Origin of the sequence: Micromonospora sp. KC606, from assembly GCF_004348675.1 — a bacterium.
In the GTDB taxonomy this organism is placed as follows: domain Bacteria; phylum Actinomycetota; class Actinomycetes; order Mycobacteriales; family Micromonosporaceae; genus Micromonospora.
Genome location: NZ_SMKN01000087.1, coordinates 1 through 22,949, shown reverse-complemented (window position 1 = coordinate 22,949; position 22,949 = coordinate 1). Strand labels below are relative to the sequence as shown.

Annotated in this window: 19 protein-coding genes and 2 pseudogenes; 11 read left to right on the top strand and 10 right to left on the bottom strand. The window is 73.9% G+C overall.

What is annotated here, in order from left to right; all coding sequences use genetic code 11:
• The 4 genes from E1193_RS17720 to E1193_RS33810 all read right to left on the bottom strand — a co-directional run.
• On the bottom strand, window positions 1–1,198 hold a 1,198-nt coding region (locus tag E1193_RS17720), incomplete at its 3' end, for an MFS transporter (RefSeq protein WP_132184304.1).
• A 64-nt stretch (window positions 1,199–1,262) separates the two neighbouring features.
• Entirely contained in the window at window positions 1,263–1,841 is a 579-nt protein-coding gene (locus E1193_RS17715; RefSeq protein WP_132184303.1) for an isochorismatase family protein, read from the bottom strand.
• Between the two features lie 12 nt (window positions 1,842–1,853).
• Window positions 1,854–3,140, bottom strand: a complete 1,287-nt coding sequence (locus E1193_RS17710; RefSeq protein WP_132184302.1) for a nicotinate phosphoribosyltransferase — start codon at window positions 3,138–3,140, stop codon at window positions 1,854–1,856.
• A gap of 16 nt (window positions 3,141–3,156) precedes the next feature.
• Entirely contained in the window at window positions 3,157–5,832 is a 2,676-nt protein-coding gene (locus E1193_RS33810) for a LuxR family transcriptional regulator (protein ID WP_132184301.1), read from the bottom strand.
• 197 nt (window positions 5,833–6,029) lie between these two features.
• Between E1193_RS33810 and E1193_RS17700 the strand changes: the two genes are divergently transcribed.
• The 9 genes and pseudogenes from E1193_RS17700 to rdgB all read left to right on the top strand — a co-directional run bounded on the left by E1193_RS17700 (window position 6,030) and on the right by rdgB (window position 13,010).
• Entirely contained in the window at window positions 6,030–7,571 is a 1,542-nt protein-coding gene (locus E1193_RS17700) for a hypothetical protein (protein WP_132184300.1), read from the top strand.
• 114 nt (window positions 7,572–7,685) lie between these two features.
• Window positions 7,686–7,976, top strand: a complete 291-nt coding sequence (gene clpS, locus E1193_RS17695; RefSeq protein WP_132184299.1) for an ATP-dependent Clp protease adapter ClpS — start codon at window positions 7,686–7,688, stop codon at window positions 7,974–7,976.
• Between the two features lie 61 nt (window positions 7,977–8,037).
• Window positions 8,038–8,532 carry a DUF2017 domain-containing protein gene (locus tag E1193_RS17690; protein ID WP_207922748.1) on the top strand — a complete coding sequence of 165 codons (495 nt, stop codon included), beginning with the start codon at window positions 8,038–8,040 and terminating at the stop codon, window positions 8,530–8,532.
• Between the two features lie 55 nt (window positions 8,533–8,587).
• On the top strand, window positions 8,588–9,076 hold the full coding sequence (locus E1193_RS17685) for a M67 family metallopeptidase (protein ID WP_088977704.1): 489 nt from the start codon (window positions 8,588–8,590) through the stop codon (window positions 9,074–9,076).
• Between the two features lie 67 nt (window positions 9,077–9,143).
• Window positions 9,144–9,443 (top strand): annotated as a pseudogene (locus tag E1193_RS17680) (MoaD family protein); the annotation flags it as partial.
• A 137-nt stretch (window positions 9,444–9,580) separates the two neighbouring features.
• Window positions 9,581–10,546: a cysteine synthase gene (locus E1193_RS17675; protein ID WP_132184296.1), complete on the top strand. Its 966-nt coding sequence runs from the start codon at window positions 9,581–9,583 to the stop codon at window positions 10,544–10,546.
• Between the two features lie 200 nt (window positions 10,547–10,746).
• Window positions 10,747–11,493 carry an MBL fold metallo-hydrolase gene (locus tag E1193_RS17670; protein WP_132184295.1) on the top strand — a complete coding sequence of 249 codons (747 nt, stop codon included), beginning with the start codon at window positions 10,747–10,749 and terminating at the stop codon, window positions 11,491–11,493.
• 121 nt (window positions 11,494–11,614) lie between these two features.
• Window positions 11,615–12,343, top strand: a complete 729-nt coding sequence (gene rph / locus E1193_RS17665) for a ribonuclease PH (RefSeq protein ID WP_132184294.1) — start codon at window positions 11,615–11,617, stop codon at window positions 12,341–12,343.
• 52 nt (window positions 12,344–12,395) lie between these two features.
• A complete protein-coding gene (rdgB, locus tag E1193_RS17660; RefSeq protein WP_132184293.1) occupies window positions 12,396–13,010 on the top strand; it encodes an RdgB/HAM1 family non-canonical purine NTP pyrophosphatase in 615 nt (204 codons plus the stop codon).
• 94 nt (window positions 13,011–13,104) lie between these two features.
• On the opposite strand, the gene hutH is transcribed toward rdgB, so the two are convergent.
• From hutH to E1193_RS17630, 6 genes are all read right to left on the bottom strand, one after another.
• Window positions 13,105–14,643, bottom strand: coding sequence for a histidine ammonia-lyase (gene hutH / locus E1193_RS17655; RefSeq protein ID WP_132184292.1), 1,539 nt, complete (start codon window positions 14,641–14,643; stop codon window positions 13,105–13,107).
• Entirely contained in the window at window positions 14,640–15,845 is a 1,206-nt protein-coding gene (gene hutI / locus E1193_RS17650; protein WP_132184306.1) for an imidazolonepropionase, read from the bottom strand. Before hutI ends, hutH begins: the two co-directional genes overlap by 4 nt.
• Window positions 15,846–15,898: 53 nt before the next feature.
• Window positions 15,899–17,251, bottom strand: coding sequence for a formimidoylglutamate deiminase (locus tag E1193_RS17645; RefSeq protein WP_132184291.1), 1,353 nt, complete (start codon window positions 17,249–17,251; stop codon window positions 15,899–15,901).
• On the bottom strand, window positions 17,242–18,441 hold the full coding sequence (locus E1193_RS17640; RefSeq protein ID WP_132184290.1) for an allantoate amidohydrolase: 1,200 nt from the start codon (window positions 18,439–18,441) through the stop codon (window positions 17,242–17,244). The genes E1193_RS17645 and E1193_RS17640 overlap by 10 nt, the downstream gene beginning before the upstream one ends.
• 114 nt (window positions 18,442–18,555) lie before the next feature.
• Window positions 18,556–20,211, bottom strand: coding sequence for a urocanate hydratase (gene hutU / locus E1193_RS17635; RefSeq protein WP_132184289.1), 1,656 nt, complete (start codon window positions 20,209–20,211; stop codon window positions 18,556–18,558).
• 12 nt (window positions 20,212–20,223) lie between these two features.
• The gene (locus E1193_RS17630) at window positions 20,224–21,078 is read right to left on the bottom strand and encodes a MurR/RpiR family transcriptional regulator (RefSeq protein ID WP_132184288.1); all 855 of its coding nucleotides are present in this window, start codon (window positions 21,076–21,078) and stop codon (window positions 20,224–20,226) included.
• Between the two features lie 11 nt (window positions 21,079–21,089).
• On the opposite strand from E1193_RS17630, the gene E1193_RS17625 reads away from it, so the two are divergent.
• Window positions 21,090–22,091: a 2-hydroxyacid dehydrogenase gene (locus E1193_RS17625; protein ID WP_243707754.1), complete on the top strand. Its 1,002-nt coding sequence runs from the start codon at window positions 21,090–21,092 to the stop codon at window positions 22,089–22,091.
• 251 nt (window positions 22,092–22,342) lie between these two features.
• A pseudogene (locus tag E1193_RS17620) lies at window positions 22,343–22,949 on the top strand (hypothetical protein); the annotation flags it as partial.

Genomic DNA, 22,949 nt, shown 5'->3' with positions numbered 1-22,949 from the left:
GGTCGGGGGAGGCCGGCTCGACGCTGGGGGCCTTCCGCCGGTGGCGCAGTTCCATCGGAAGCACCGCCAGCGTGACCAGCAGCCCGACCGCGCCGGTCACCGCGAAACCCCAGAACGGGGCCGAGGCGTCGATCACCGCGCCCGCCAGCGGCGCGCCCAGCGCCATGCCGACGGTGACGGCGGAGCCGTACAGGCCCATCGCCTCGCCGCGGACGTTGGCCGGAGCGAGCCGACTCACCGCGTCGGCGGTCGCCGCGAGGGTGGGGGCGCAGAGCGCGCCGGCCGGGACCAGCGCCAGGCAGAGCAGCCACCAGTGACCGCCACCCAGCCCGACCGGGATGGTGCAGAGGCTGAGCGCGGCGGCCAGCGCCAGCGGGGAGAGGGAGCGCTTGGCCGCGCCGTACGCGAAACCGCCGACCAGCGACGCGACCGCCCACATGGCGAGCACGGCCCCGGTCCAGCCGACCTCCCCGCCGGCCCGCAGCACGGCGACCACGGCGACGTCGGTGCCGCCGAGCACCAGGGTGGCCGCCGCGCTGACCGCGAGCACGGCGAGCAGGCGGGGCGTCAGCCAGAGCCGGCGGGGCAGTCGGGGTTGCGGACCGACCGGCTCGTCGGCGCTGCGGGTGGGTGGGTTCATGAACCACAGCGCGACGCCCGCGCCGACCACGCCCGCCCCGACCGCCCAGAGCGTGACCCGAGCCGAGACGGCGGTGGCCAGCGCCACCGCGAGCGCCGGCCCCACCATGAACGACAGCTCGACGGACATGGAGTCCAACGCGTACGCCGGGCGGCGCTGAGCGGCCGGCACCAGCGCGGCGATCGACTGGCGGATCACCGAGAAGACCGGCAGGGCGAGCAGACCGGCCAGGAACGCGGCCGGCAGCAGCACCGGGTACGGCAGGGCCGGAGCGCTCGCCCAGAACACCGCCTCGGCCAGGGTGGTGAGGGCGAGCACGGGGCGCAGGCCGTGCCGGTCGACCAGACGGCCGAGCAGCGGTGCGCCGACCGCCGCGCCCACGGTCAGCGCGGCGCCGACCAGGCCGGCCGCGCCGTAACCCCGGCCGAGGTCCAGCACGACGAAGAAGGTCAGCGTCACCCCGGTCGCGGTCATCGGGATGCGAGCCAGCACGGACACCAGTAACAGTGGCCGGAGCCCGGGCAGGGCGAGCGCCTGCCGGTAAGGCGTCAGGTTCATGATGGTCCGTACCTCCGGCGGACATCCTGCGCCGGGGGTACGACATCGGCAAGCGATTACCCGCTCAAGCGGTGCGCGTCACCTCGCCCTGGAGGCGCACCCCGGCGTCCGCCATCTCCCGCAACGCACCGGCGAGGGTCCGCGGCGCGACGGCGGCGGTGAGGTCGAGCAGCACCGTGGTGTCGAAGCCCTCCCGCGCCGAGTCCAGCGCGGTGGCCCGGACGCAGTGGTCGGTGGCGATGCCGACCAGGTCGACCCGGTCCACGTCGTGGCGGCGTAGCCAGTCCGCCAGGCACTCGCCGTCGTCGGCGTGCCCCTCGAACCCGGAGTACGCGGCGGCGTGCTCCCCCTTGTGGAAGATCGTCTCGATGCGGCCGGTCTCCAGTTCGGGGTGGAACTCCGAACCGGTGGTGCCCACCACGCAGTGCCGGGGCCAGGAGTCGACGTAGTCCGGTGGATCACCGAAGTGCGACCCCGGGTCGACGTGGAAGTCCTTGGTCGCCACCACGTGGTCCCAGCGCCCGGGGTCGGCGGCGAGCAGCCGGGAGATCCCGGCGGCCACGCCGGCGCCCCCGCCGACGGCGAGTGAGCCGCCCTCGCAGAAGTCGTTCTGCACGTCCACGATGATCAGGGCGTTGGCCATCGGATCGCCTCCTCAGCTCGTCGGTACAACGGTGACCGGGACGGCCGGGTCACCGGCGGAGAGCTTCAGGCCCTCCCAGGGGATGGAAATCAGGCACTGCCGCAGGTGCTCCCGGGACTCGTCCAGGGAGGGCAGCGCGACCGGCTCCCCCTCGACGACGAACGAGCGTTGCAGCAGCCGGTCGTTGGGCTGCCGGTCGGGCACGCCCTGCGGCACGATGACCTCTTCGGTGGCGGTGCCGGTCGGCTTGTGCCGGCGTACCGCCACCTTCCGGCCGCCGATGGTGGACTTGTGCTCGGAACGCTTGACCACCGGGCGTCCCTCCACCTCGACGAGCTTGTAGACCAGACCGGCGGTGGGGGCGCCCGAGCCGGTGACCACGGCGGTGCCGGCGCCGTACATGTCGACCGGCTCGGCGGCGAGCGCCGCGATGGCGTACTCGTCCAGGTCGCCCGACACGATGATCTTTGTCTCGGTGGCGCCCAGGGAGTCGAGCAGTTCGCGCGACTGTTGGGCGATCACCGCCAGGTCGCCGGAGTCGATGCGGATCGCGCGCAGCTCCGGCCCGGCCACCTCGATCGCGGTGCGGATGCCCTGGCTGATGTCGTACGTGTCGACCAGCAGTGTGGTGTCCTTGCCGAGGGTGGCCACCTGCGAGGCGAACGCCGCCCGCTCGTCGTCGTGCAGCAGGGTGAACGCGTGCGCGGCGGTCCCGGCGGTGGGGATGCCGTAGCGCCGTCCCGCCGCCAGGTTGGAGGTGAACCGGAACCCGGCCAGGTAGGCGGCGCGGGCCGCCGCCACGGCCGCCTCCTCGTGCGCCCGCCGGGAACCCATCTCGATCAGCGTGCGCCCGCGGGCCGCGGTGACCATCCGGGCGGCTGCCGCAGCCACCGCGCAGTCGTGGTTGAGCACCGACAACACCAGCGTCTCCAGCACCACACACTCGGCGAAGCCACCCGAGACGGTGAGGATCGGGGAGCCGGGGAAGAAGAGCTCCCCCTCGGCGTACCCGTCGACGTCGCCGGTGAAGCGGTAGCCGCTCAGCCACTCGGCGGCGGCGTCGTCGACCACCCCGGTTCGGCGCAGGAAATCCACCTCGTCGGCCCCGAAGCGGAAATCCTGGATCAGCTCCACCAGCCGGGCCGTCCCGGCGACCACCCCGTAGCGGCGCCCCGCCGGCAGCCGTCGGCTGAACACCTCGAAGGCGCATCGCCGGGCGGCGGTGCCGTCCCGCAGGGCGGCGCTGACCATCGTCAGCTCGTAGTGGTCGGTCAGCAGCGCGGGGCGAAAGGTGCTCACGACCCCAGCCTAGAGTTCACCCCGACCGCCCGCCGTCGTGGCCCGTGATCGAACGCAGCGCCGCCGGCAACTCGGCCCGCCCGGTGATGCCCAGCTTGCTGTAGACCCGCTGGAGGTGGTTCTCCACCGTGCGCGTGGACAGGAAGAGCCGTTCGGCGATCACCCGGCTGGTGACCCCGTCGGCGGCCAGCGTGGCGATCTGCCGCTCCCGGTCGGTCAGGGCCGGCCGCAGCGCCTCCAGCGCCGGCGTGCGGATCTGGTCGCAGCCGCCGAGCAGGGCACCGAGGCGTTGGTGCGCGGCGGCGGCCGGGGCCGCCCGCTCCCGGCGCAGCGCGCGTAGCGCGATCGCGGCGGCCTCGCTGGCCCAGACGGTCAGGCCGCGTTCGGCGAACGCGTCGGCGACCGCCAGCAGGTCGACGCCGTGGTCGTCGACCGCGGCGCGGGCGTACCGGGCGATCAGCGGTGGCAGCGCCCCGTCCACCCGTTCGGAGAGGTTGGTCAGGCGTTGCGCGACCGTGCGGCGGCTCCCGTCGGTGCAGGTGGGCCCGACCGGAGCGTCCGCCGCGCCGAGCCGGACCAGATCGAGCAGAACCAGCACCTCGTGCCCGGCGAACCTGTCGGCACGGAGCCGGTCGGCCAGGTCGCCGAGGTGCTTGACCGCGCCGGGCAGGTCGCCGCCGGCGGCCAGCACCGCGCCGCGTGCCTGCTCCAGCCAGGGATAGAGCACCGCCATGCCGGGAGTGTGCACCCGATCCGCCTCGGCCATCGCCTCCGCCGCCGCTCCGGCCTCGCCCCGCCACGCGGCGGCCTGGGCCCGTTCGGCGTGGGCCAGGCCGGCATAGACCCGGCTGGTGGCCAGCACCGCGCAGGCCCCGAGGCTGGTCTTGAGCGCCTCGCGGCTGCGCCCGCGCAGCCGCGCCGCGTACGCCTGGAGGATCGCCAGGTAACCGGTGCCGAGCCGGAAGTCACCGGCCCCGGCCAGGTCGGCGAACTCGTCGTCGGTGATCGCGTCGATGCCGGCCAGATCGCCGGCGAGAGCCAGCCGGGTGCCGCAGGCCAGGTCCATCGCCGGTTGCAGGTACGGCATGTCGGCCCGCCAGGCCGATGCCTCGGCCTGCACCCGGGCGATCGCGGTCGCGCTGCGGCGGAACCGCCCGCGGGCGGCGTCGAGGTGGGCGATGGTGCAGCGGGCCAGTTCCCGGGCCGCCACGCCGGCCGCCGGCCGGTCCAGCACGGAACGGCTCAACCGCAGCGCCTCGGTCACGTCCAGCCGGTGCAACCGCATGATCGCCTCGAAGGCGCGTACCCGGGCCTGGTCGCCGGGGTCGGTCAGTTCGGCGCCTGCCCGGGCGATCTCGTCCACCGTGGACTCTTGACCCAGCCCCCAGTAGCTGACCATGCCCCGCACGGTCAGCCAGCGGCTGCGCTCGTCACCGGTGACCTCGTCGGCCACCGCGTCGAGCACCCGGATCGCCTCGTTCGACTGGTCGGCGAACATCAGGATGGTGGCGAGCAGTTCCGCGGCGTCGAACCCGCCGTCAACGTCGAGCGCCGCGCGGGCCAGCCGGGTCGCCAGGGGTACGTCCCAGCGGGCGAACGCCTGTGCGGCGGCATGACGCAGCAGCGTGCCGTCCTGGGCGGTGCCCGAGTCGAGTCGCCACACGGCGACCCGGAGCAGGTCGCCCCGGCGTCGGGCGCCGACGGCCTCCAGTAACTCGGCCAGCCGGGCCCGCAGGCGCCTGGTCCGGCTGACCGGGCAGTGGCGGCGCAACACCTCGCCGTACAGCGGACGGGCCAGCCGGACATCGAGCCGCCGGTCGTCCTGGACCATCGTGATCAGACCGCGCTCCTCGGCCAGCTCCACGTCGGCCGGGTCGGCGGCCTGGTTGAGCAGGTGCAGCCCGAGGGGCTCGCCGAAGGCGACCAGCTCCACCACGGCACGCACCCCGGGCTCCAGTCGGCCGATCCGGGCGTCGATCAGGTCGGTGAGGCTGGGGGCCAGTTCCAGCCGCCCGGTCCACCACCACACCCCGTAACGGCGGTCCAGTTCGCCGCCGCCGGCCGCGGCGTGGACCAGCTCGCGCAGGAGTAGCGGGTTGCCGGCGGAGAGTTTGAAGAGCCGGTCGGCGGAGCAGGCGTCGACCGGGCCGCCCAGGATGGCGGCGAGCAGATCGGTGGTCTCAGCCGGGCCTAACGGCGCCAGCTCGACGTGCGCGACCAGATCATCGGTCCACAGTGCCCGGATCGGCAGCGGAATCTGCTCCCCGTTGCGTAGCGTCCCGAGCACGATGGCGTTCTCCTGCCGGGCGATCAGGTGGACCAGCGCCGCCGACGGCGGGTCGAGCAGGTGGGCGTCGTCGATGGCGAGCACGATCCGCCGGCCGGCGGCCTGTTCCTGGAGCACCTCCACCCCCCAGCGCAGCACGCCGGCGGGGGACAGCCCCGGGGGCTGCTCGGCGGGGAGGACCTGGGCCAGTCCGCCGAACGGCAGGGCGGCGGTGGCGGTGCTGGCCGCGACGGACCAGATCGCGTAGCGGTCGGCGGGCAGGGCGGACACTCCCTCCCGCAGCAGCCGGCTCTTGCCGATGCCGGCGGTGCCGCTGAAGAAGAGCCCGCGTCCCTCGACCCCTTCCACCGCCGATCGCAGACAGTCAAGTTCATCCGTTCGGCCGACGAAACACCACCGACTCATCGGAGCAGCATATCGATGGAGAACCGTCCGCGCGGGCACCGTCACGCTGTGAAGTTGAGTAATATCGCAGTTACCGGTGAGTATCCGGGTGTTCCGTACGAGTCGGTAACAGCCCTTACCCTTCCGGCATCCGGGTGCCACCGCACCCGATGGTTCCGGTGGGCACCGCACCGCCCGCCCCTCAACGGGAGCTGCCGATGAGATCCGGTCCACTCCCCGGGATCGACGTGCCCGACGAACCGGGCCGGGCGGCCGCGCTGCCCCGCTGCGGGCCGCTGCCGGCCCGGCTCGGGGTCACCGAGACCGGTCCCGACGAGCCGCTCACCGTGGTCGCCGCCGGGCCGGCCGGTGCCGCCCGGCGCGAGGTGCTCGCCGCCCTGCTGGGCGTCCCCGCCGGCATGCTCGCCGTCCCGGCGGGCAGCACCCTGCTCATCCGGTACGCCCGGGTCGCCACCCGCGCCGCCTACGTGCCGGGCTACCGGCAGCCGCACTTCTACGGCGCGGACCAGGCGGCGGCCGGTCCCGCCCTGGCCCGGCCCCCGCGCCGGGTCGAGCTGAGCCTGCCGGAGCCGCTGCTGCGGCATTTCGGGGTGCTCGACACGCCGGACACCGACACCCTCGGCGTGGCCGGCGGACGGGTGCTCCTGGACGCGGTGGGGCGCGGCGGCGCGCTGCTCTTCGTGATCGGCGCTGACCAGGCGTTCGGCGCCGCGGAGCTGCACCTGCTCGCCGAGGTGGCCCGGGCTCGCGTGCAGGTCGTCTTCGTGGTCACCCCGGGCGCGGGCGGCTGGTCGCCGGTCGAGCCGGCCGAGCCGGAGGACGCGGGAGCGGCGGTCCCGCCACCATCGGGCGACGCGACGGCCCCGGTCGATCCGGCGGGGGTGGCCGTCGAGGCGCACCGAGCGGCGCTGCTGGCCGCGGTGCCGGCCCTGGCCGACGCCCGCTGGTTCCCGGTCCACCGGGCGCAACACCCCGGCCTGCGGCGGGCCCTGGTGGGCTGGGCGGCCGACGAGGGGTTGCGTCGGGCCAGCCTCCAGCCGCCCATGCTGCCCGGCGCGCACGGCCCGGTGCCCGTCCCGCCGGACGCCGACCCGGGAAACTGGTCGGAGTGGCTGGAACGGCAGACCCGCACCTGTGCCCGCAGCGTCCGCCAGCACCTCGCGCTGGAACTCGCCAACACCCACCTGCGGGTGGTCCAGGAGATCGTCTTCGGGGTGGGCTGCGCTGGCCTGCCGCAACTGCTCGACCGGGAGATGGAGGCGCTCTCGCTGCTGGCCACCATCCAGTGCGATTACGCCGTGCGCGAGATCCTCGACGAGGCCGCCGCGCGGATCTTCGGCGCCCCGGTGGCCGAGGGAGTCCGCCGGCGGATCGCCGCCGCGGTCCACTGGGGCCTGTCCGAACCGTCGCCGGGTCCGGACCTGGCCCGCGTGCTCCTGGTGACCAGCACCGCCGGGGTGGGTGACGTCACCGGCGTCGACGCCCTCGCCGATCATCCCGGCCCGGCGCGCGCCGAGGTGCTGCCGCCGGTCGCGGTCGCGCTCTCCGGTGGGTGCTGGCAGCACTGGAGCAGCCCTGGCAACGCCGATCAGGGCAGCGCCCGGTCCTGGGCGCAGCGGGCGCTGCGCGAGGTGGAGCTGGAACTGTCCCGCGAGGTGTCCCGCCGGTTCGAGGCCGTCCGGCTGTCGCTGGACGCGGTGCTCTCCGATGCGCTCGACCACGGCATCCTGCTCGCCTGAGCAGCCGTCGCCCGCGCCGCCCGATGCTTCCGCGGCTGCCGTCCGCGAGGGTGATCCGGGCGGCCCCGGCGTTCCGGTTCATCGGATTGCCGGATCCGGTGGCACGATGGGGGCATGGCGGCTCCACAGGTTGCACCGGTCGAGACGCCGGACACCGACGAGGTGCCGGTCTCGGACCGGCCTTGGGTGACGATTGTCTGGGACGACCCGGTGAATCTCATGACGTACGTGACCTGGGTTTTGCAGAAGCTCTTCGGGTACAGCCGGGAGAAGGCCGAGAAACTCATGCTCGACGTGCACCACAAGGGCAAGGCCGTGGTGTCGACCGGGGCCCGGGAGCGGATGGAGCACGACGCGTCGCAGTTGCACGCGTACGGGCTGTGGGCGACGGTGGAACGCTCGTGAGCGCGAGGAGTGAGCCGGGGTTGCGAGCCCCGCAGTCGCGAACAGGACCGGAATCGTGAGCATGTTCCGCCGCCAGGGCGACCGCTATGTCGCCACCTTCGCCGTCGACGAGGTGCGCGTGCTGCGCAAGGTCGCCGCCGAGGTGGTCGGGCTGCTCACCGACGGGTTCGACCACACCGACCCGGTCGTCGGGCGGCTCTTCCCCGACGCGTATCCGGACGACCCGGCCGGCACGGCCGAGTTCCGCCGGTACACGGAGGGCGACCTGAAGACTGCCAAGATCGACCAGGCGGGGGCGGTCCTGGCCGCGCTGCCGGACTCCGCCGGCGGCGAGGTGCGGCTCGACGCCGAGGCGGCCGAGGCGTGGCTGCGGGCGCTCAACGACGCCCGGCTGGCGATGGGTGTCCGGCTGGAGATCAAGGACGGCACCGACCTGGGCGAGGAGCTCGACGAGGCGGTCGCCGAGGACCCGACCTCGTCCCGGGTGTTCCAACTGTCGGTCTACGCGTACCTGGGTTATCTCCAGGAATCCCTGCTCAACGCTCTGATCGACTGAAGTGTGACGGTCGCCGCCTCGCCGTGCCCGGCGGGTGGGCGCTAGGCTGGGCCACGTGCTGAGCATCGACCGGTCGATCGTCGAGGCGATCGTCGCCCACGCGCGTCGGGACCACCCCGACGAGGCGTGCGGCGTGGTCGCCGGTCCCGCCGGCAGCGACACCCCCACCCGGCACATCCCGATGGACAACGCCGCGCGCTCGATGACCTTCTACGAGTTCGACTCGATGGAACAGTTGCGCGTGTGGCGGGAGATGGACGACCGCGACGAGGAGCCGGTCGTCATCTACCACTCGCACACCGCGACGGAGGCGTACCCGTCCCGCACGGACATCTCCTTCGCCGGCGAGCCCGGGGCCCACTACCTGCTGGTCTCCACCCGTGAGCCCGACACGGAGGAGATTCGCTCCTTCCGCATCGTCGACGGTGTGGTGACCGAGGAGCCGGTGCGGATCGTGGACGCCGCCGTTGACCCGCACGCTGTGCAGTCCTACATGTTCGGGCAGAGCCCGGCGACGGTCGACTACGAGTGTTCCGGCCGCTGACCCTCCAGCGCCGTCCCACCCGTTCCGTCCCGTCACCAAGGCACACCCGAACAAGGAGCACGACACCATGGCCATCGAGGTTCGCATCCCCACCATCCTGCGCAGCTACACCGGCGGCGCGAAGGTCGTCGAGGGCGCCGGGGACACCCTGGGCGACCTGCTCACCGACCTGGACTCCCGGCATGCCGGCCTGAAGGCCCGGCTGGTCACCGACGCCGGCGCGCTGCACCGCTTCGTCAACGTCTACGTCAACGACGAGGACGTCCGTTTCCTCGGCGCGTTGGACGCCAAGCTCAACGACGGCGACAGCGTGACCATCCTGCCCGCGGTCGCCGGTGGCGCGTTCGGCTTCGCGGCGGCAGCCGCGATCAGCCAGCACCGTGCGGCGGCCGCGAGCGCGGGGCGCGTAACGCACGGCGCGGTCACGTCGGGCGCGGGGCGGGTCGCGGCTGTCGGGCGCGTCGCGCACGGCGCGGCCGTCGCCGCCGGCTGACGGCGAGCGTCATGGCGCGGTACGACAGCCTGCTCGACGCCTGTGGGGGCACCCCCCTGGTGGGGCTGCCCCGGGTCTCGCCGACGGTGCCCGAAGGGGCGCCGCCGGTGCGGCTGTGGGCCAAGCTGGAGGACCGGAACCCGACCGGCAGCATCAAGGACCGCGCGGCCCTGTTCATGGTCCGTGCGGCCGAGGAGGCCGGTCGGCTCCGCCCCGGGGACACCATCCTGGAGCCGACCAGCGGCAACACCGGCATCTCCCTGGCCATGGTGGCCAAGTTGCGCGGCTACCGGCTGGTCTGTGTGATGCCGGAGAACGTCTCCACCGAGCGGGTGCAACTGCTCCGGATGTACGGCGCGGAAATCATCTTCTCGCCGGCCGCCGGCGGCTCGAACCAGGCCGTCGCGACCGCCAAACAGATCGCGGCCGAGCATCCGGACTGGGTGATGCTCTACCAGTACGGCAACGAGGCCAACGCCCGGGCGCACTACGAGACGACCGGGCCGGAACTGCTGCACGACCTGCCCACGATCACCCACTTCGTAGCGGGCCTCGGCACCACCGGCACCCTGATGGGCACCGGGCGGTACCTGCGCGAGAAGGTCGACGGCATCCAGGTCGTCGCCGCCGAGCCGCGCTACGGCGAGCTGGTCTACGGCCTGCGCAACATCGACGAGGGGTACGTCCCCGAGCTCTACGACGCCACGGTGCTGACCCGGCGCTTCTCCGTCGGCACCCGGGACGCCGTCCTGCGTACCCGGCAGTTGGTGGAGGTGGAGGGCATCTTCGCCGGCTTCTCCACCGGGGCGATCCTGCACGCCGCCCTCGCCGTGGCGCACGAGGCGGTACGCGAGGGCCGACGGGCCGACGTCGCCTTCGTGGTCTGCGACGGCGGCTGGAAATATCTGTCGACCGGTGCCTACGGCGGCACCCTGGCCGACGCCGAGGACGCCCTCGAAGGTCAGCTCTGGGCGTGAGTGCCCGACCACACGGCCGGCTGGCGGGACGACCGCCGGCCGGCCGCGTGGGTGTCACGTTGATGACAAGTTCCAGCAGATGATTCTTGCCCCGCCGTCGCTGCGCGTAGGCTGCCCAGCGTGGCGTACGCGTCGGTAGAGATCGTCGGCGGTGCTGACACCGGCGTGTCGACTACGGTGAGTGACAGCGGAGCGACCGGATGAGACTGATGGTGCTCGGCTGCGCGGGCAGCTTCCCCGGCCCCGAGTCCCCCTGCTCCGCCTACCTGATCGAGGCGGAGGGGTTCCGGCTGTTGGTGGACTTCGGTTCCGGAGCGCTGTCCACCCTCCAGCGCTACGTGGGCCTGCACGCCCCGGACGCCATCCTCCTCACCCACCTGCACTGCGACCACATCCTCGACGCCGCGTCGTACGTGGTGGTCCGCCGGTACGCCCCGGACGGCCCGTACCCGCCGCTGCCGGTGTACGCGCCCTCCGGTGCCCCGGACCGGCTCGCCGCCGTGTACGGCCAGGAGGACAGCACCGTCGAGGACGTCTACCAGTTCTACGGCCTGCAGCCGGGGACCTTCCCGATCGGCCCGTTCACCGTCACGGTGGACCGGATGAACCACCCCGTCGAGACGTACGGGGTGCGGCTGGAGCACGGCGGCCGGGTGCTCTGCTACTCCTCGGACACCGCCCCATGCGAGGCCCTGCTGCGGCTGGCGCAGGGCGCCGACGTCTTCCTCTGCGAGGCCAGCTACCTCGACGGCGTGGACAACCCGCCGGATCTGCACCTGACCGGCCGCGAGGCCGGCGAGGCGGCCACCAAGGCGGGGGTGGGCCGGCTGCTGCTCACCCATCTGGTGGTGGCCTGGGGCAGCGAGTCGCAGACCGTCGAGGCGGCGTCCACGGCGTTCGCGGGGCCGCTGGAAGTCGTTCGAGCCGGCGGCACGTACGACGTCTGAGGCGCGCCGCCGTCGCCAACTCCCCGCGCGGGCGGGAGCCGGCCGCCCGGCCGTGCGCCGCGGCCCCCCGGCTGAGGGCACCCGGGAACGGGTCGAGCATCCGACCGCATAGGGTGCAGGGATGGCGCGACCTGACGGGCGGCTGCCCGACCACCTTCGACCGGTGACCCTGACCCGCGGCTGGAGCACCCACCCGGAGGGCTCGGTGCTTGTCGAGTTCGGCGGCACCCGGGTGCTCTGCACCGCCAGCGTCACCGAGGGCGTGCCCCGCTGGCGCAAAGGCTCCGGCCTCGGCTGGGTGACCGCCGAGTACTCGATGCTGCCCCGGGCCACGAACACCCGCTCCGACCGGGAGAGCGTCCGCGGGAAGATCGGTGGCCGCACCCACGAGATCTCCCGGCTGATCGGCCGGAGTCTGCGCGCCAGCATCGACCTGAAGGCGCTCGGCGAGAACTCGATCGTGCTCGACTGCGACGTGCTTCAGGCCGACGGCGGCACCCGCACGGCGGCGATCACCGGCGCGTACGTGGCACTGCACGACGCGGTGACCTGGCTGGCCGCCCGCCGGTCACTGGCCGGGAAGCCGGAGAAGGTCATGCACCGGTCGGTGGCCGCGGTGAGCGTCGGCATCGTCGCCGGTGAGCCGAGGCTGGACCTGAACTACGCCGAGGACGTCGCCGCCGAGGTGGACATGAACGTGGTCTGTACCGGCGCCGGCGAGTTCGTCGAGGTGCAGGGGACGGGGGAGGACGGCGTCTTCTCCCGGGAGCAGTTGGACGCGCTGCTCGACCTGGGTCTGGCAGGCTGTCTGGAACTGACCGAGGCGCAGCGCAAGGTGCTCTCGTCGTGAGCGCGACGGGTTGGCCCGCGCGTCCCGTAGTCGCGAACGAAGGTGACCCATCATGAACAAGGTCCTGCTCGCCACCCGAAACCGCAAGAAGCTCGTCGAACTCCAGCGGATCCTCGACGGGTCGCTCGGCGCGCACCGGATCGCCCTGCTCGGGTTGGACGACGTCGAGGAGTATCCGGAGCTGCCGGAGAGCGGCCTGACCTTTGGCGAGAACGCCTTGATCAAGGCGCGGGAGGGTTGCCGGCGGACCGGCCTGCCGACCATCGCCGACGACTCCGGCATCGCCGTGGACGCGCTGGGCGGCATGCCGGGGGTGTTCAGCGCCCGCTGGGCCGGCAGGCACGGCGATGACCGGGCCAACCTCCAGCTCCTGCTCGACCAGATCGCCGACCTGCCGGACGAGCACCGAAGCGCGTCCTTCGTCTGCACCGTCGCGCTGGTGCTGCCCAGCGGCAAGGAGCACCTGGTCGACGGCCGGCAGAGCGGCCGGCTGCTGCGCGCGCCGCGCGGCGAGGGCGGTTTCGGGTACGACCCGATCTTCCTCGGCGACGGCCAGGACCGAACCAACGCCGAGCTGACGCCGGCGGAGAAGGACGCGATCAGCCACCGCGGGAAGGCGCTGCGGGAGCTGGCCAAGCTGGTCGCCAAGGTGCTCCCACCGACCTGAGCCACGCCGGCCGGGCCGCTCGGCGGGGCGTGGCGGGAGGTCCCCGCCACGTCGACGGTGCCGCCATGGCGCGCACGGTGGTGGGAGGCGGTGGTCACCCGAGCGGGCCGACCTCCCGTTCGATCGCCGCCCGCAGTTCCGGCCCGGCCAGCACCGTCCGGGCCGCCTCCAGCACCGGGGCGAGGAAGACGTCCGGCCCCGGCTCACCGGCGATCCCGCCCAGCGCGGCGACGGCAGCCCGCCCGGCCGGGGACGGCGTCAGCGGCGCGCGGAGCTGCAACCCACGTACGGCGGCCAGCAGCTCCACCGCGAGTAGGCTGGTCAGGTTGTCCAGCACGGTACGCAGCTTCTTGGTCGCCGCCCAGCCCATCGAGACGTGGTCCTCCTGCATGCCGCTGGTGGGCAGCGAGTCGACCGAGGCGGGCGCGGCCAGCCGGCGGTTCTCCGCGACGATCCCGGCGGCCGTGTACTGAGCGATCATCAGCCCGGAGTTCACCCCGGCGTCGGGGGACAGGAACGCCGGCAGGTCCCGGTTGCGGGCCACGTCGAGCAGCCGGTCGACCCGGCGTTCGGCGATCGCGCCCACCTCGGCGGCGGCGATGGCCAGAAAATCGGCGGCGAAACCGAGCGGCGCGCCGTGGAAGTTGCCGGTGGACTCGACCCGGCCGTCCGGCAGCACCACCGGGTTGTCCACCACCGACAGCAGCTCCCGTGCGGCCACCGTCTCGGCGAAGTCGAGGGTGTCCCGGGCCGCGCCGGCCACCTGCGGCGCGCAACGCATCGAGTATGCGTCCTGCACGGCGTGCGCCAGGTCGTCGCGGTGCGAATCCATCACCGCCGAGTCCTGCAACAGCCGGTGGATGTTCGCCGCCGACGCCGCCTGCCCGGGGTGCGGCCGGATGGCGTGCAGCTCCGGCAGGAACGGCCGTTCAGAGCCGAGCATCGCCTCGATCGCCAGCGCCGCCGTCACGTCGGCCATGGTGAACAGGTGCCGGGCGTCCTGGATGGCCAGCAGCAGCATGCCGAGCATCCCGTCGGTGCCGTTGATCAGCGCCAACCCCTCCTTGGCGGCCAGCGCGACCGGCGCCAGCCCGGCCCGGCGCAGCGCGTCGGCGGCGGCGACCCGCTCGCCAGCCGGCCCGAGCACCCAACCCTCGCCGAGCAGCACCAGCGCGCAGTGGGCCAGCGGCGCCAGGTCGCCGGAGGCGCCGAGCGAGCCGTGTTCCGGCACCCACGGCGTGACGTCGTGGTTGAGCAGGTCGACCAGGGCCTCGGCGACCAGCGGGCGGACGCCGGAACGGCCAAGGGCGAGGGAGCGCACCCGCAGCAGCATCATCGCCCGGACCACCTCGCGGGGCATCGGCGCACCGATTCCGGCGGCGTGCGAGCGGATCAGCGCGTGCTGGAGCTCGGCCCGCCGCTCGGGCGCGACGAACGTGTTGGCGAGAGCGCCGAAACCGGTGGAAACGCCGTAGACGGGGCGGCCGGCGGCCTCGATGCCGTCCACGATGGAGCGGCTGGCCGTCATGGCCTCGACGGTCGACGGGGCGAGGACGACCCGGGCGGCGCCGCGCGCCACAGCGAGCACGTCGGCCGGGGAGATCCCGGTGGGCTGGACAGTTGCGCTCGTCATTGCGGGACTCCGTTGTGCAGGACCTGGCGGATCAGGGGAACACCGGGCCGGTAGGCCAGGTGCAGGTGGGACGGGGCGTCGAGGATCATCAGGTCGGCCCGGGCGCCGGGCCGCAACACCCCGACGTCGTGGCGGCGCAGTGCCCGCGCCCCACCGGCGGTCGCGGCCCAGACCGCCTCCGCCGGGGTCATCCGCATCTCGCGTACGGCGAGCGCGACGCAGAACGGCATCGAAGAGGTGTACGACGAGCCGGGGTTGCAGTCGGTGGCCAGCGCCACGGTGACCCCCGCGTCGAGCAGCCGCCGTGCGTCCGGGTACGGCGACCGGGTGGAGAACTCGGCGCCGGGCAGCAGGGTGGCGACGGTGCTGGTCTCCGAGCCGGACGTCCAGTCCATCGTGGTCGAGGCGAGGGCGTCGACGTCGGCGTCGGTCAGGTGCGTGCAGTGGTCGACGCTCGCCGCGCCGAGTTCCACCCCGAGCCGCACGCCCGGCCCGGGGCCGAGCTGGTTGGCGTGCACCCGCGTGCCCAACCCGGCCGCCTGCCCACAGGCGAGGATCGCCCGGGCGTGGTCGACGTCGAACGCCCCGCGCTCGCAGAACACGTCGATCCAGCGGGCGTACGGGGCGGCGGCGGCGAGCATCGGCCCGCAGACCAGGCCCACGTAGTCGTCCGGCCGGTCGGCGTACTCGGCGGGGACGACGTGCGCGCCGAGGAAGGTGGTGTCCTCGGTGACCTCGGCGGCGATGCGCAGCGAGCGGGCCTCGTCGGCGACGGTGAGCCCGTACCCGCTCTTGACCTCCATGGTGGTGGTGCCCTGGCGCATCGCCTCGCCGCGTAGCCGGCGTACCGTGGCCCGCAACTCGTCGTCGGTCGCGGCCCGGGTGGCGCCGACGGTGGTGCGGATGCCGCCCCCGGTGTACGGCTGGCCGGCCATCCGGGCGGCGAACTCGGCGGCCCGGTCACCGGCGAAGACCAGGTGGGCGTGGCTGTCCACGAAGCCCGGCAGCACCGCGCCGCCCTCGGCGTCGATCCGCCGGTCGGCGGCGGGCGCGTCCCGGGCCGGCCCGATCCAGGCCACCTGCCCCTCTTCGACCAGCAGCGCGGCGCCCCGGCGCAGACCCAGCCGGCCCTCCCCGTCGGCGGTGTTGGTGACCAGTTCCCCGACGTTGTCCACCAGCAGGCTGGCCGTGCCGCGAGCCACCCGCCCGACGGACGGGCCCGGCCTGGTCACCCGGTGCGCCCAGTTGCCGCCGGTCACCCGGTCACCTCCTCGACGGCGGCGCGCACCTCGACCGGGACGTCCACCGTCAGGTGCCGGCCGTCGCGCACCACCACCCGGCCGTCCACCACCACCTGCGCGACGTCGGCGGCGGTGGCCGCGAAGAACGCCCCGCCCGGCGGCACCCCGGCGGTGCGGGCGGTGTCGAGCCGTACGGTGACCAGGTCGGCGCGCATCCCCACGGCGAGCTGGCCGGCGTCGCCCCAGCCGAGCGCGGCGTGCCCGGCCGTGGTGGCGGCGGTCAGCAGATCGGCGGGGGTGAAGTGGCCGCGCCGCCGGGTGCGCAGCCGTTCGTCCAACTCCACCGCGCGGGCCTCCTCGAAGAGGTCGACCACCGCGTGGCTGTCGCTGCCGAGACTGAGCGGGCTGCCCGCCTCGGCCATCCGGCGGGCCGGGCCGATGCCGTCGGCCAGGTCCCGTTCCGTGGTGGGGCAGAGACAGACCCCGGTGCGACTCTCCCCGAGCAGCGTCACGTCCGCGCTGGTCGGGTGGGTGGCGTGCACGGCGGTGGTGTGCCGGCCGAGCACCCCGTGGTCGGCGAGCAGCCGGGTCGGGGTGCATCCGTGCACCGCCCGGCAGGCGTCGTTCTCGGCGGGTTGCTCGGACAGGTGCACGTGCAGCGGCACGCCGCGCAGGTCGGCCCAGCCAGCCACGGTGGCGAGCTGTTCCGCCGGCACCGCGCGCACCGAGTGGATCGCCGCGCCGACCCGGACGTGGTCGTCGTCCGGCGTGAACGCGCCGGCCCGCTCCGCCCAGCGCAGCGCGTCCCCGTCGCCGAAACGCCGCTGCGGCCCGGCCAGCGGCGCACCATCCACAGCGGAGGTCAGGTAGCAGGCGTCCAGCAGGGTGAGCCGGATCCCGGCGTGCGCGGCGGCCTCGACCAGCGCGGCGGACATCGCGTTCGGGTCGTCGTACGGGGTGCCGTCGGGGCCGTGGTGCAGGTAGTGGAACTCGCCCACGCAGGTGACCCCGGCCTGCGCCATCTCGGCGTACGCGGCCCGGGCCAGCGCGAGGTACGAGTCCGGGTCGAGCCGCCCCGCCACCTCGTACATGACGTCTCGCCAGGTCCAGAAGTCACCCCGACCACCCTGGGTGCGCCCGCGCAGCGCCCGGTGGAAGGCGTGCGAGTGGGCGTTGGCCAGGCCCGGCAGGGTGAGGCCGGGCAGCCGTACCGCGTCGCCGAGCACCTCCACCCCGGCCGTAGGCGGGCCGGCGGTCAGTGGGGTGACGGCGGTGATCCGCCCGCCGTCGGTCTCGACCACCACGTCGGGGGTGGGCTCGGCGTGGTCGGGCAGCCAGGCGTACTCAGCCAGCCATCTCATCGGCATGCCAGCTCCTCCAGCACCCGGACCAGGGCGGTGACCCCGGCGGCGCAGTCGGCGTCGGTGGCGGACTCGGCGGGGGAGTGGGACACCCCGCTGGGGTTGCGCACGAAGAGCATCGCGGTGGGCAGGTGCGCGGCGAGCACCCCCGCGTCGTGCCCCGCCCCGGTGGGCAGCACCGGGGCGTCGAGCAGCCCGGCCAGCCGATCGGCCAGCTTGGCGTCGAACGCCACCGGCGGGGTCGTCGACTCCTCGGTGCAGGTCAGCGCGGTGCCGTCCCGCCGGGCCCGCTCGGCGGCCTTGGCCTGCACCGCCTCGACCAGACCGCGCAGGGTCTCAGGCTCGGCTGCCCGGGCGTCCAGCCAGCCGGTGACGCTCGACGGGATCGCGTTGGTGGCGTTCGGCGCGACGGCGACCCGGCCGATCGTGGCGTGCGCGTCGCGCAGCCGGGCCTCCTTGTTGGCGGCGAGCACCGTGAACGCGTACGTCAGCATCGGATCACGGCGGTCGGCCATCCGGGTCGTGCCGGCGTGGTTGCCCTCGCCGTCGAAGTCGAACCGCCACCGGCCGTGCGGCCAGATCATGCTGGCCACCGCGACCGGGGCGCCGGCGTCGACCAGCGCCCGGCCCTGCTCGACGTGCAGCTCGACGAAGGCCGCGAACCGGCCGAGCAGCCCGGCGTCGCCGCCCGCCGGCCGCTCGCCCAGCGCCTCGGCGAAACTCACCCCGGCCGCGTCGCGCAGCCCGGCCGCGCGGTCGACCGCGATCTGGCCGGTGAGCAGCCGCGACCCCAGGCAGGGTACGCCGAACCGGGCCCCCTCCTCCTCGACGAAGGCGGCCACCACCACCGGCCGGACCGGGGCCGCCCCGGCGGCCCGCAGCTCGTCCACGGCGAGGAAGGCGCTGACGATGCCGAGCGGCCCGTCGTACGCCCCGCCGTGCGGCACCGAGTCGAAGTGGCTGCCGGTGAGCACCGCGTCGCCCGCGACCGGGTCGCCCCACCAGGCGAACAGGTTGCCGTTTCCGTCCCCGGTCACCGGCATGCCCCGCCGGTCGGCCTGGTCGCGGAACCACTCCCGCAGCCGCAGCTCCGGCTCGGTCAGCGCGTACCGCAGGTAGCCGCCGCTGCCCGCGTCCCGCCCCACCGGGGCGATCTCGTCCCACAGCCGCCGGAACCGCACCGGCAGGTCGCTCACGGGTTACCTCCGATGTTCGCGACTGCGGGGCTCCGCTGCGCTGCGCTCCTCGCGCTCACGGGTTACCTCCGATGTTCGCGACTGCGGGGCTCCGCTGCGCTGCGCTCCTCGCGCTCACGGGTTACCCTCCGCCATCGGCACCCGCACGCCGGTGCGCCGCGCGACCTCGCGGGCGGCGTCGTAGCCGGCGTCGACGTGCCGGATCACGCCCATCGCCGGGTCGTTGGTGAGCACCCGTTCGATCTTCTGCCCGGCCAGGGCGGTGCCGTCGGCGACGCAGACCTGGCCGGCGTGGATGGACCGGCCGATGCCCACCCCGCCGCCGTGATGCAGGGACACCCAGGACGCGCCGCTGGCCGTGTTGACCAGCGCGTTGAGCAGCGGCCAGTCGGCGATCGCGTCGGAGCCGTCGGCCATCGCCTCGGTCTCCCGGTAGGGGCTGGCCACGCTGCCGCAGTCCAGGTGGTCCCGGCCGATCACCACCGGGGCGCTCAGCTCGCCGGCGGCGACCATCTCGTTGAACCGCACCCCGGCGACGTCCCGCTCGCCGTAGCCCAGCCAGCAGATCCGCGCCGGGAGGCCCTGGAAGGCCACCCGCTCGCCGGCCAACCGGATCCACCGGGCCAGGGACTCGTTCTCGGGGAACAGGTCGAGCACGGCCCGGTCGGTGGCGGCGATGTCGGCCGGGTCGCCGGAGAGCGCCGCCCAGCGGAACGGCCCCTTGCCCTCGCAGAACAGCGGCCGGATGTACGCCGGCACGAAACCGGGGAAGTCGAACGCGCGGTCGTACCCGCCGAGGCGCGCCTCGCCCCGGATCGAGTTGCCGTAGTCGAAGACCTCCGCGCCCGCGTCGAGGAACCCCACCATCGCCTCGACGTGCCGGGCCATCGACGCGCGGGCCCGGTCGGTGAACTCGGCCGGCGACGCCTGCGCGTAGCCCCGGGCGTCGGCCAGTTCCACCCCCTCGGGCAGGTACGACAGCGGGTCGTGCGCGCTGGTCTGGTCGGTGACGATGTCGATCTCGACGCCCCGGCGTAGCAGCTCGGGGAAGACCGTGGCGGCGTTGCCGACCACACCCACGCTCACCGCCCGCCGGTCCCGCTTCGCGGCGCGTACCCGCTCCACCGCGTCGTCCAGGGAGTCGGCCACCTCGTCCAGGTAGCGGTCGTGTACCCGGCGCTCCAGCCGGCTGCGGTCCACGTCCACGATCAGGCAGACACCGCCGTTCATGGTGACCGCCAGGGGCTGCGCCCCACCCATCCCGCCGCAGCCGGCGGTCAACGTCACCGTCCCGGCGAGGCTGCCTCCGAACCGCTTCGCCGCGACGGCGGCGAACGTCTCGTACGTGCCCTGAAGGATGCCCTGGGTGCCGATGTAGATCCACGAGCCGGCGGTCATCTGCCCGTACATGGTCAGGCCGAGCTGCTCCAGCCGGCGGAACTCCGGCCAGGTGGCCCAGTCGCCGACCAGGTTGGAGTTGGCCAGCAGCACCCGGGGTGCCCACTCGTGGGTGCGCAGCACCCCGACCGGGCGGCCGGACTGCACCAGCATCGTCTCGTCGTCGCGCAGCTCGGTCAGCGTCCGCACCAGCGCGTGGTACGACGGCCAGTCCCGTGCCGCCTTCCCGGTGCCGCCGTAGACGACCAGGTCGTCGGGGCGTTCGGCCACCTCCGGGTCGAGGTTGTTCATCAGCATCCGCAGGGCGGCCTCCTGCGGCCACCCCTGGGCGGTGCGCGCGGCGCCGCGCGCGGCGCGGACGGGCTGGTGCATTTTCGACTCCTCTCAGCCGAGGAACAACTGACGACGGGCGGCGGACGACTCGAACGCCTCCAGGCGGGCCTGCGTGTCGGCCGGTGCGGCGTCGCAGATCGCCTGGAGGACCACCATGGCCAGGGTCATCGGCGCGGTGTGCAGGTCGAAGACGAGACCGGTGCCGACAGCGGCGGGCAGCACCAGCGTGGCGTGGTCGGCGGCGGGGCTGACCGGAGAGTCGGTGATCGCGACGACGGTCAGGCCGGTGGCGCGGGCCTCCCGCAGCACGTCGAACGTCTCCCTCGGGTAGCGGGGCAGAACGAAGGCGAGCAAAGCGGTCGCCCCGGCCGCCGCCGCCTGCTCCAGCCGGTCGGTGAGCAGGCTCCCGCCGTCGTCGAGCACCCGCACGTCAGGGTGCACCTTCGCGGCGAAGTAGGCGAAGTAGGCAGCCAGTGGCGCGGCGGCGCGTAGCCCGAGCACCGGCAACGGCCGGCTCGCCGCCAGCAGCCGCCCCGCCTCGGCGATCCGGCTCCGGTCGGCCAGCTCGCCGGCGAGCCGGCCCAGGTTGGCCATCTCGGCCCGGACCGCCTGTTGCAGTTCGTTGCCGTCGTCGCTGCCCCCGCCGGTGGAGCCGGCGGCCAGCTCGCGCAGCCGGCGGCGCAGCGCCGGGTAGCCGTCGTGGCCCAGCGCGATGGCGAACCGGGTCACCGAGGGCTGGCTCACCCCGGCCAGCTCGGCGACCTCGGCGGCGGACAGGTACGACACGGCGGCGGCGTGCTGCACCAGGCAGTGCGCGATGCGGCGCTGGGTGGGGGTGAGCCGCACGCCGTGGAACAGGTCACGCACCCGTTCGGTCGGCAGCCCCACGGCAGCGCTTTCATTCATGCGCAGACTCTATGCATGAAATCTTTCACCGCGCAACCGTCCGGCCGGCGCTGCCGCCGGGGTCGACGACACCACCCCGCGCCGAGCGGCACCCGGCCGGCATGCTTGTCGCCGTGCGCTACCTGATCTCTCACCCTGACGCAGTGGCCGAGCTTGCTGATCTCGACGTCGCGCTGTACGACGGCACCCAGCCCATGCCCGACAATCTGGACGACGTCGAGTTCTACGCGGTCCCGTACGGGATCATCGATCCACGCCTCTGCGAGCTGATCGCCCGGATGCCCCGGCTCGAGGTGGTGCAGACCGTGACCGCCGGCTACGACCACGTCCTGCCGTACCTGCGACCCGGCCTGACCCTGGCCAACGGCCGGGGTGTGCACGACGCGGCCACCGCCGAGCTGGCCGTGGCGCTCACCCTGGCCGCCCGGCGTCGGCTGCCGGACTTCGTCCGAGCGGGGGACGAGGGCCGCTGGGCCTCGGGCTGGTCGCCCGGACTCGCTGACGCCCGGGTGCTGATCGTCGGGTACGGCTCGATCGGCGCCGCTATCGAGCGTCGGCTCGCCGGTTTCGAGGTGGAAGTCAGCCGGGTGGCCCGGAACGCCCGCCCCGGCGTACGGCCGGTGTCCGACGTTGCGGAAATGCTGCCACGAGCGGATGTTGTCATCCTGGCCACCCCGCTGACTCCGGAGACCGAGTGCCTGGTGGGCAGGGATTTTCTCGCCAGGATGCCCGACGGCGCGCTGCTGGTGAACGTGTCGAGGGGCCGGGTGGTGGACACCGCGGCGCTGCTCGCCGAACTCAACGCGGGCCGGCTGCACGCTGCCCTGGACGTCACCGAACCCGAGCCGCTGCCCGCCGAGCATCCCCTGTGGTCCGCGCCGAACGTCCTGATCAGCCCGCATGTCGGCGGCCTGACCGCCGCGTTGGCGCCCCGGGCCCGTCGACTGCTGGTGGACCAGGTGCGGCGGTACGCGACGGGCAAGCCGCTCGCGAACGTCGTCATCGGACGATAGCGCCCTCGGCGGCGTCGATCGGGGCATCCTGCTGTGTCACGGCGCGCGCAGGACGCGGCATTCGGCGCCGCCGCGGGCAGGCCGCGCCGACGAGACCGGCCTCGCTCCGATCGGGACACCGCATGGTCGGGCCGCCCGGGATCCGTCCATACCGCCCGGTCATCCAGCGGAGACCCGGCGACCGACGGGCGAGGTGACGGGCGCGGTCTCTGTACGATCCCTTCGGCGGGCGAGCAGAGGAGTGGTGGGGGATGCAGCCGGACGGTCCGTACAGATTCACCGAGGTGATGGGTGAATGCCAGGTCGGCAGGGCCTGGGCGGCGCTCGACGCGCAGGACCGGCCGGTGACCGTCGTCGTTCTCGACGGCCCGGCGGCCGACGACTCAGCCTGGCGGGAGGCGTTCGCCAACGCGGCCAATCTGTTGCACCAGACCACCGGCGGTCACCGGTACGTCGACGCCGACTTCACCGCCGCCCAGCCCTGGGTTGCGTACCCCGTGGAGGAGACCGGCGCGGCAACCCGCCTCTTCCAGACCCTCGGCATGGACTACCAGGCGCTACCGGTCGGGACCACCGGCGGCGGTACGCAGCCCTCGTCCGGGGCGCCGCAGCCGTCCTGGGCACCACAGCCCTGGTCGATGACCAGCGGTCAGCCGATCTCTGGAGCGCCCATGTCGGGTGTGCCCGTGTCGGGTGTGCCCGTGTCGTCCGCCGCCGATTCCGCCACGTCGCACGACGCGTTCTCGGAGCCGGGCCGACGGATCACACCGGTGCCACCGCCGCCCAAGCGGCGTACCTGGCTCTGGGGCGTTCTCGCGGTGGTGCTCTTCCTCGCCGGGGGCGGGATCGGTTTCGGGT

Coding starts and splice junctions, on each gene's coding strand:
- E1193_RS17630 (WP_132184288.1), bottom strand. CDS start 21,078: ATGAATGAAAGCGCTGCCGTGGGGCTGCCGACCGAACGGGTGCGTGAC.
- clpS (WP_132184299.1), top strand. CDS start 7,686: ATGGCGGCTCCACAGGTTGCACCGGTCGAGACGCCGGACACCGACGAG.
- E1193_RS17645 (WP_132184291.1), bottom strand. CDS start 17,251: ATGCCGATGAGATGGCTGGCTGAGTACGCCTGGCTGCCCGACCACGCC.
- E1193_RS17690 (WP_207922748.1), top strand. CDS start 8,038: ATGTTCCGCCGCCAGGGCGACCGCTATGTCGCCACCTTCGCCGTCGAC.
- rph (WP_132184294.1), top strand. CDS start 11,615: ATGGCGCGACCTGACGGGCGGCTGCCCGACCACCTTCGACCGGTGACC.
- hutU (WP_132184289.1), bottom strand. CDS start 20,211: ATGCACCAGCCCGTCCGCGCCGCGCGCGGCGCCGCGCGCACCGCCCAG.
- hutH (WP_132184292.1), bottom strand. CDS start 14,643: ATGACGAGCGCAACTGTCCAGCCCACCGGGATCTCCCCGGCCGACGTG.
- E1193_RS17670 (WP_132184295.1), top strand. CDS start 10,747: ATGAGACTGATGGTGCTCGGCTGCGCGGGCAGCTTCCCCGGCCCCGAG.
- E1193_RS17675 (WP_132184296.1), top strand. CDS start 9,581: ATGGCGCGGTACGACAGCCTGCTCGACGCCTGTGGGGGCACCCCCCTG.
- E1193_RS17625 (WP_243707754.1), top strand. CDS start 21,090: ATGCATGAAATCTTTCACCGCGCAACCGTCCGGCCGGCGCTGCCGCCG.
- E1193_RS33810 (WP_132184301.1), bottom strand. CDS start 5,832: ATGAGTCGGTGGTGTTTCGTCGGCCGAACGGATGAACTTGACTGTCTG.
- E1193_RS17715 (WP_132184303.1), bottom strand. CDS start 1,841: ATGGCCAACGCCCTGATCATCGTGGACGTGCAGAACGACTTCTGCGAG.
- rdgB (WP_132184293.1), top strand. CDS start 12,396: ATGAACAAGGTCCTGCTCGCCACCCGAAACCGCAAGAAGCTCGTCGAA.
- E1193_RS17700 (WP_132184300.1), top strand. CDS start 6,030: ATGAGATCCGGTCCACTCCCCGGGATCGACGTGCCCGACGAACCGGGC.